At 62.7% G+C, this 632-nt stretch carries 1 protein-coding gene; it reads right to left on the bottom strand.

The window, feature by feature from the left end:
- Positions 1–632 (bottom strand): FAD-dependent oxidoreductase (locus QM841_RS42885; protein ID WP_283336798.1); only part of this gene is annotated, 632 nt, incomplete at both ends.

Here is a 632-nt window from a genome sequence, read left to right as displayed (position 1 = left end):
ACGCGGGGCGCGAATCCGACCGACTGCATCACCTTGTCGACCACGACGGTCTCGATGTCGCCGGACTTGTTGTTCTTGATCGAGACGGTGACCTTGCTGCCGTCGTCGTCGATGCTCTGGACGGCGGCACCGGTCTTGATCGTGACGCCGAGCTTCTTGTACTGCTTCTCGATCTCCTTGGAGACGTCCGCGTCCTCGTTGGGCAGCGCACGGTCGAGGAACTCGACGATCGTGACGTCCACTCCGTAGTTCTTCAGGACGTACCCGAACTCCATGCCGATCGCGCCGGCACCGACGATGAGGATCGACTCCGGGAGATCGCGGGTGAGGATCTGCTCCTCGTAGGTGACCACGTTCTCGCTGAGCGAGGTGCCCGGCAGCAGCTTGGTGGTGGAACCGGTGGCGATGATGGCGTTGTCGAACGTCACCGTCTCCGTCCCGCCCTTGGACAGCTCGACCGAGAGGGTGTTGGCGTCGGTGAACGACCCCTTGCCGTCGTACTCGGTGATCTTGTTCTTCTTCATCAAGAAGTGAACGCCCTTGACACGCCCGTCCGCGACCTTGCGGCTGCGGTCGTAGGCGGCGCCGAAATCGAAGGACGCCTCTCCCGAGATGCCGAACGTCTTGGCCTC

Origin of the sequence: Rhodococcus sp. IEGM 1307, from assembly GCF_030056915.1 — a bacterium.
In the GTDB taxonomy this organism is placed as follows: Bacteria; Actinomycetota; Actinomycetes; order Mycobacteriales; family Mycobacteriaceae; genus Rhodococcus_F; species Rhodococcus_F opacus_D.
The sequence above is the reverse complement of the archived record's forward strand: the minus strand, read 5'-3'. Positions and strand labels throughout refer to the sequence as shown.